The sequence below is a fragment of the Peptoniphilus indolicus ATCC 29427 genome, assembly GCF_000227315.1.
In the GTDB taxonomy this organism is placed as follows: domain Bacteria; phylum Bacillota; class Clostridia; order Tissierellales; family Peptoniphilaceae; genus Peptoniphilus; species Peptoniphilus indolicus.
Genome location: NZ_JH165061.1, coordinates 1310778 through 1317898, shown reverse-complemented (window position 1 = coordinate 1317898; position 7121 = coordinate 1310778). Strand labels below are relative to the sequence as shown.

Below are 7121 nucleotides of genomic sequence, written 5' to 3'. Positions count from 1 at the left end.
ATTTAAATAAATTGGTTTGCATTAAAATTAAAATTATTTTATGTCTTTAAATGGCTTGAATTTTAAATTTTCTAAACTTATAAAAATTCTCTCTAAATATTTCAAAGCAACTAAAAACAGTATACTTTTATTTGCTTTTTACAAATTTTATTCTTTGTGTTTTTATACTTTGGGTATATTAAAATCATAAAGGAGTTGCTTATGAAAGAAGTTTTTAAAAATATATATACGTTTGAAGTTACTTTGCCTAAAAGCCCTTTAAAGGCTATAAATTCTTATGTCATCAAGGGAGTAGACAGAAATTTATTGGTTGACACTGGATATAACAAACCTGAATCAAAGACCGATTTATTAGACGGCCTTAGCGAGCTTGGACTTGAGATAAAAGATGTGGACTTGGTTATCACTCATCTACACGCCGACCACAGTGGACTTGTAAATTTATTCAGTGATTCCAATTGCAAAATATATGCAAGTAAAGTTGATGGAAAATTTATAAATTCAATGAGTAATGACACTTATTGGAATATGATGGATGGTTTTAAACATCTATATGGTGTCGATGAAGATGAAATGACCATAGCTGACAACCCAGGTTATAATTTTAAACTCGACCATCCTGTTGAATTTATTGAACTCAAATTTGGAGACACTTTAAAAATTGATGATTATGAATTTGAAGTTTTGAATTTGAAAGGTCATACCCCCGGGCACATAGGACTTTATGATAAAAATCACAAAATATTATTTGGTGCCGATACCGTTCTAGACCCGATAACACCAAATATAACTTTTTGGGGTTTTGAATATCCTGATATTCTTGGAACTTATTTTAAAACTCTCTCTAAGTTGAATAAAATGGATTTAAAATATATCTTTTCTTCTCATAGAAGAATAATAGACAACCATAAAGAACGAATCGAAGAATTATTTATCCATCACAAAAACAGATTGCAAGAGATTTTAGATGTAATGGATAATGAAAAAGAATACACTATTAAAGACCTTTCTTCTATGATTACTTGGAAGATAAGGGCTGATAATTGGAATGAGTTTCCAAAGCCACAAAAGTGGTTTGCAACCGGAGAAACCATGTCACACGCTGAGCACTTATTATACACAGGTAATTTGAGTATGGAAAACAAAAATGGAATTTTATACTTTAAAAAATTAAAAAATACTATTGAAAATATATTTCCGAAAAACTAATATTTAAACATATTGAGAAACCCCTTAATTCTTTTGTGAACAAGGGGATTTTTTATCCAATTATTAAATTTTCCAAGACCTCATTTGGTGGAACTATTGGATATACATCAAAGTCTTTGTCTATATTACATTGAACAAATAACGGTTCATTTGTGTCGGCTTCTTTTAAGATTCTCTGTAACTCATTTAAATTTTCCACTTCATAGCTTTTTATACTAAATGACTCGCACAATTTTAGATAGTCTATGTTAAATGATATATCCGTTTCTGAATATCTTTCGTTAGAAAAAAGTTTTTGCCACTGTCTAACCATACCCAGTGAATGATTATTAAACAACAAAATTACAATCGGTAGATTATAATCTCTTACTGTTGCCAACTCATTTAAATTCATTCTAAAACTTCCATCTCCTGTCACAAGGACTACTCTCTTGTTTGGATTTCCAACTGCTGAGCCTATTGCTGCTCCAAGTCCAAAGCCCATAGTTCCAAGTCCGCCTGATGTTACAAAGTTTCTACCTTGTTTGAATTTCCAGTGTTGTGCTGTCCACATCTGATGTTGTCCTACATCTGTTGTCACTATTGTACCATTTTTATCTTCCAAAACTTCATTGGCAACTCTTAGAATATTTTGAGGGTGGAATAAATTTTCATCTAATTTATCTGTGTTCTTATATGAATTTATTTCATCTCTCCACTCGCTATGTTCCATTGGCTCCATAGTTTCAACTAATTTTTTCAAAACTTCTCTACTATATCCCAAGACTTTCAAATACGGTGTGATGTTTTTTCCAAGTTCACTCTTGTCTATTTCTATGTGAACTATCTTTGCATTCGCAGCAAAGGCACTGCAAACTCCCGTACCTCTGTCGCTAAATCTCGTGCCTATTGCAATAACTAAATCAGCTTTTGAAATTGCAAAGTTTGCCTCTCTAAATCCATGCATTCCCATAAGTCCAAGTGACAATTCTTCATTTCTATCTATGCTTCCCAATCCCATTAATGTATTTAAAACTGGAATGTCCATTTTTTTTGCAAACTCAACTAATTCATTGATTGAGTCTTGAGTTTTTATCCCTCCGCCGGCATATATCACCGGCCTTTTTGACTCTCTTATAAGTTCTACAAGTTCATCTACATCAGTTTCTTCAGTTTTTTCAACAAATTCTTCTGCGATTTCTTCTTTTAGATTTTGAAATGGTTCAAAGTCTATTTCTTCTACAAATAGGTTTTTAGGTATGTCTATTAACACAGGTCCTTTTCTACCGCTTTGCGCAATTTTAAATGCTTCTTTTATGGTAGGCACTATGTCTTTAGTATCTCTCAATAGATAGCTGTGTTTTGTAACTGAAAGTGTCATTCCAGTTATGTCTATCTCTTGGAAAGAATCTTTTCCAAGCATTGAAGTTGGAACTTGACCTGTTATTATTACCATTGGAGTTGAATCCATATATGCTGTAGCTATTCCCGTTATTGCATTTGTCGCCCCAGGACCTGATGTAGTTATACATACTCCCGTTTTGCCGGTACTTCTTGCATATCCATCAGCTGCGTGCACAAGTCCTTGTTCGTGAGAAGTTCTAATGTGTAAAAAATCTTTTTTATAATCGTATAAAGCGTCATACAGAGGGATTACTGCTCCTCCGGGATAACCAAACAAGGTATCTACTCCCTCTTTTTTTAAACACTCTAAAACTAATTCAGCTCCGTTCATAACCTACTCCTAACTGCAAATTGCTCCCTTATCTGCTGAAGATACCAACTTGACATACTTAGATAAATATCCATCAACTTGTTTTTTCAATGGCTCAAAGTTTTCTCTTCTCTTTGTGTATTCAACTTCGTCCATCACTACATCAAGTGTTGATTTTTCTAAATCAATTTTTATTGTATCTCCATCTTCAATTAAACCCATCATTCCACCTTCGTATGCTTCCGGTGAAATGTGTCCTATACAAAATCCTCTTGTGCCCCCTGAAAATCTTCCGTCTGTCAAAAGGCATACATCTTTATCTAAATTCATTCCTGAAAGCGCGGCAGTAGGCGTTAGCATTTCTCTCATACCCGGCCCACCTTTTGGACCTTCGTATCTTATAACAACAACATCTCCTGCAACTATCTTTCCTGAAAGGATTGCACTCACTGCTTCATCTTCTGAGTTATATACTTTAGCACTTCCCTCAAAAACTTTTACGCTCGCATCAACTGCCGATTTTTTTATAACGGCCCCGTCTGGAGCTAAATTTCCTCTTAAAACTTTTATTCCACCTTCATTTGAATATGGGTTTGTGAAATCCCTAATCACTTCACTATTTTTCTTTTCGACTAATGTGCTTCTCATATCTGTTCCGTACACTGTCTTTGTGTCTAAATTTATTAAATCCATCTTGCTGAGTTCGTTCATTACAGCTTTTACACCGCCTGAAAGGTGCAAATCTTCCATATAGTGATTTCCAGCCGGACTTAGTTTACACAAATTTGGTGTCTTTGAGCTGATTTCATTTATTAAATCTAAATTTATATCAACTCCTGCTTCGTGTGCTATTGCTGTTAAATGCAATACTGTATTCGTTGAACAACCAAGCGCCATATCCACTGTCAAGGCATTGTGGAACGCTTTTTTTGTCATTATATCTCTTGGTTTTAAATCTTTTTTAAGTAGTTCCATAATCTTCATTCCGGCGTATTTTGCAAGTCTTTTTCTATCTGCATAAACTGCCGGTATTGAAGCATTTCCATTGAGTGCCATTCCAAGAGCCTCTGTCATACAGTTCATTGAATTTGCAGTGAACATTCCTGAACACGAGCCACAAGTTGGACAAGCTGACTCTTCCAAACATTTTAAATCATCACAATTCATTTTATTGTTAGCAACTTTCCCAACAGCTTCAAAAACTGTAGTTATATCGGCATTTTCTCCATTGAATTTACCTGCCAACATTGGACCTCCACTTATAATTATTGATGGAATATTAACTCTTGCGGCCGCCATCAACATGGCTGGAACAACTTTATCACAACTTGGTATCAATACAAGAGCATCAAGTGAATGAGCTCTTGCCATTATTTCTATACTGTCGCAAATAACTTCTCTGCTCACAAGAGAATACTTCATTCCTTCGTGATTCATAGATATCCCATCGCAAACAGCTATTGCCGGAAATTCAAGTGGGGTGCCACCTTCTGCTAGTACACCTCTTTTGACAGCTTCAGATATTTCTCTTAGTCCAACGTGTCCCGGAACAATTTCATTAAATGAATTCACTATTCCGACAAATGGCTTTGAAATTTCTTCATCAGTAAGACCCGTTGCTTTTAATAATGCTCTGTGAGGGGCTTTGGTAAGTCCTGACTTAGCTAATTCACTTTTCATTTTCAATCCCCTTAATTCTTTAAAAAGCTCATCATGCTTCTTAGATTTTTACCAACTTCTGTAACTTCACTATTCTTTGCATCTTCTCTATACTTATTGAAGTTCACTCTGCCATTTTCATTTTCTGCAATCCATTCTTTTGCAAATTTTCCACTTTGTATATCACTTAAAACTTCTTTCATTGAGTTTTTTACGTGATCATCTATAATTCTTCCACCAGAAACATAATCTCCATATTCAGCTGTGTCACTTATGCTGTATCTCATCCCTTCAAATCCGCCGGCATAGAGTAAATCTACGACCAATTTCATTTCATGAAGACATTCAAAATATGCTACTTCCTTTTGATATCCAGCTGCAACAAGAATTTCAAAACCAGCTTTCATCAAAGCATTAACCCCACCACACAAGACCGCTTGTTCTCCAAATAAATCTGTTTCAGTTTCCTCTTTAAAACTTGTTTCAAGCACACCTGCTCTTGTCGCTCCAATTCCTTTTGCATATTGTAAAACTAAACTCTCAGCATCCCCTGTGTAATTATTTTCAACTGCGAACACAGCCGGAACACCGCTGTTATCAACAAACACTCTTCTAACTAAATGCCCCGGTCCTTTAGGCGCTACCATAATAACATTGACATTCGTAGGAGGTTTTATTTGTCCAAAGTGAATATTGAATCCATGTGCAAACACCAAAGTTTGACCTTCTCTCAAATTAGGTTCAATTTCATTTTCATATACCTTTTTTTGTTTTTCATCAGGGATTAGCATAACCAAAACATCAGCTTGCTTAGTTGCGTCTGCAACGCTAAGTACATCAAAGCCATCTGCCTTTGCAACTTCAGCAGACTTGCTTCCTTCATATAGTGCTATTACAACATCACAGCCACTATCTCTTAAATTTTGAGCATGAGCATGACCTTGGCTACCATAACCAACCACTGCCACTTTCTTGCTCTTTAACGAATCTAAATTTACATCCTTATCATAATACATCTTTGCCATTTTATTCCTCCTACTAAAAATTTATCCTACTACAACTCTTACATTTCCAACATCACATAACTTTTGCATATGATTTAGCACAGATTGAGAAGAAGTTTCCTGTTCATTCAAAACTATCACCATCTCATTACAATCAGTCGACATACTTAGTGATTTAAGCTTTAACTCTCTTCGTCTGAGTGTCATTGCGATTCTCAAAAAAGAATCCATACCTTGTAATAAATTTGCATAAACTTTTGTTTCCATAACTTTCTCCTCCTAAATCCTAAAATAAAAAAATCTTCCGTCTTTCCACATTTGTGAAGAGACGAAAGATATATAAACTATTTTCCGCGGTACCACTCTTCTTCATCTTTAAAATGATGCTCTCAATTCAACAATGAATATCTCTATAACGGGAGATCCCGACAATACTTACTCCTCTTTCAGTATCATTACTCAATGGCGATTTTCAATAAAACTTGTATTGTGTCTCGCACCAACCGACACATCTCTTTAAGACTCATTTTATTTACTCTTCCATATCAGTAAATATCAAATTATAAATTAAGGACATAAAAAAATCTTCCGTCCTTTCACATTTGTGAAGAGACGAAAGATATATAAACTATTTTCCGCGGTACCACTCTTCTTCATCTTTAAAATGATGCTCTCAATTCAACAATGAATATCTCTATAACGGGAGATCCCGACAATACTTACTCCTCTTTCAGTATCATTACTCAATGGCGATTTTCAATAAAACTTGTATTGTGTCTCGCACCAACCGACACATCTCTTTAAAACTCACTTTATCTACTCTTCCATATCAGTATTTTTTAACTTTTACTTATTATAAATGATGAAAAATATTTTTGCAACAGTTTTTAAATTAAATTTCCATTTTTATCTTTTACCGTTTGTATAAGCTCAATTTTATTTGAAGAATCTTTATCTCCTATGACCCTATATAGCTTAGGAATAACGTGTATATATCCATGCTCATCTTCCACTTCAAAATTAACTAGCACTCTATCATTCTTTAAAAATTTGTACTTTCTACTCTTTATATCTCCCCTCATATAGTTTGTTCCCTTATCAGTTGGTATAATTGAGTGCCTATATTTTTCTCTATCATTTACTAACAATACAAAATCAATTTTTTTCGGTATTTTTCTCCATTCACCTTGAAAAGTAGTATATATTCCACCATCAAAGTCCATTTCAAAAACATCACCTTTATCTTTTTCTTCAAAAAAACTATATTCCCATGGAACATTAATATAACATTCACCTAAAACAGTATTTAAAACACTTGCTTCATAATTCAGATTTTCTACCTCTTTAACAGACTCATTGTAAATACTAAGTAAACCTAATTTTAAATTGCTATTTATTGGTAAAACATCCCTATATATATAACTTCCATTTTCTAATTCAGTATTTTTTTCAATACCATTTACATTAATCAAAACTTTTGAATTATTAAAACTCCTTTTTAAAGTCAAACTAACTGTGCACTCTACTGTATTATTCTCTATGTTCAAATTATTGAA

6 protein-coding genes and 2 other annotated features are annotated in these 7121 nt (G+C 33.9%); of the genes, 1 reads left to right on the top strand and 5 read right to left on the bottom strand.

Translation table 11 applies throughout. The features are described from left to right. Positions 1 to 201 precede the first annotated feature (201 nt). Positions 202 to 1209: an MBL fold metallo-hydrolase gene (locus HMPREF9129_RS05930; protein ID WP_004821427.1), complete on the top strand. Its 1008-nt coding sequence runs from the start codon at positions 202 to 204 to the stop codon at positions 1207 to 1209. Positions 1210 to 1261: 52 nt separating this feature from the next. Here the strand turns inward: HMPREF9129_RS05930 and ilvB are convergent, their stop codons facing one another. The 5 genes from ilvB to HMPREF9129_RS05905 all read right to left on the bottom strand — a co-directional run. Continuing rightward, complete coding sequence (gene ilvB / locus HMPREF9129_RS05925) at positions 1262 to 2923, bottom strand: biosynthetic-type acetolactate synthase large subunit (RefSeq protein WP_004821425.1); 1662 nt, start codon at positions 2921 to 2923, stop codon at positions 1262 to 1264. 9 nt (positions 2924 to 2932) lie between these two features. Next, complete coding sequence (ilvD, locus tag HMPREF9129_RS05920; protein ID WP_004821423.1) at positions 2933 to 4582, bottom strand: dihydroxy-acid dehydratase; 1650 nt, start codon at positions 4580 to 4582, stop codon at positions 2933 to 2935. Between the two features lie 11 nt (positions 4583 to 4593). Next, the gene (gene ilvC / locus HMPREF9129_RS05915; protein WP_004821421.1) at positions 4594 to 5586 is read right to left on the bottom strand and encodes a ketol-acid reductoisomerase; all 993 of its coding nucleotides are present in this window, start codon (positions 5584 to 5586) and stop codon (positions 4594 to 4596) included. 21 nt (positions 5587 to 5607) lie between these two features. Next, entirely contained in the window at positions 5608 to 5832 is a 225-nt protein-coding gene (locus HMPREF9129_RS05910) for an ACT domain-containing protein (protein WP_004821420.1), read from the bottom strand. 54 nt (positions 5833 to 5886) lie between these two features. Further along, positions 5887 to 6121, bottom strand: a binding site (T-box leader). A 49-nt stretch (positions 6122 to 6170) separates the two neighbouring features. Next, positions 6171 to 6407 (bottom strand) — a binding site (T-box leader). Between the two features lie 45 nt (positions 6408 to 6452). Further along, the coding region (locus HMPREF9129_RS05905) for a hypothetical protein (protein WP_004821417.1) at positions 6453 to 7121 on the bottom strand (669 nt) is incomplete at its 5' end.

Bases quoted from the DNA above. Each gene is read 5' to 3' on its own strand.
- HMPREF9129_RS05930 (WP_004821427.1), top strand. From the start codon at position 202: ATGAAAGAAGTTTTTAAAAATATATATACGTTTGAAGTTACTTTGCCT.
- ilvB (WP_004821425.1), bottom strand. From the start codon at position 2,923: ATGAACGGAGCTGAATTAGTTTTAGAGTGTTTAAAAAAAGAGGGAGTA.
- ilvD (WP_004821423.1), bottom strand. From the start codon at position 4,582: ATGAAAAGTGAATTAGCTAAGTCAGGACTTACCAAAGCCCCTCACAGA.
- ilvC (WP_004821421.1), bottom strand. From the start codon at position 5,586: ATGGCAAAGATGTATTATGATAAGGATGTAAATTTAGATTCGTTAAAG.
- HMPREF9129_RS05910 (WP_004821420.1), bottom strand. From the start codon at position 5,832: ATGGAAACAAAAGTTTATGCAAATTTATTACAAGGTATGGATTCTTTT.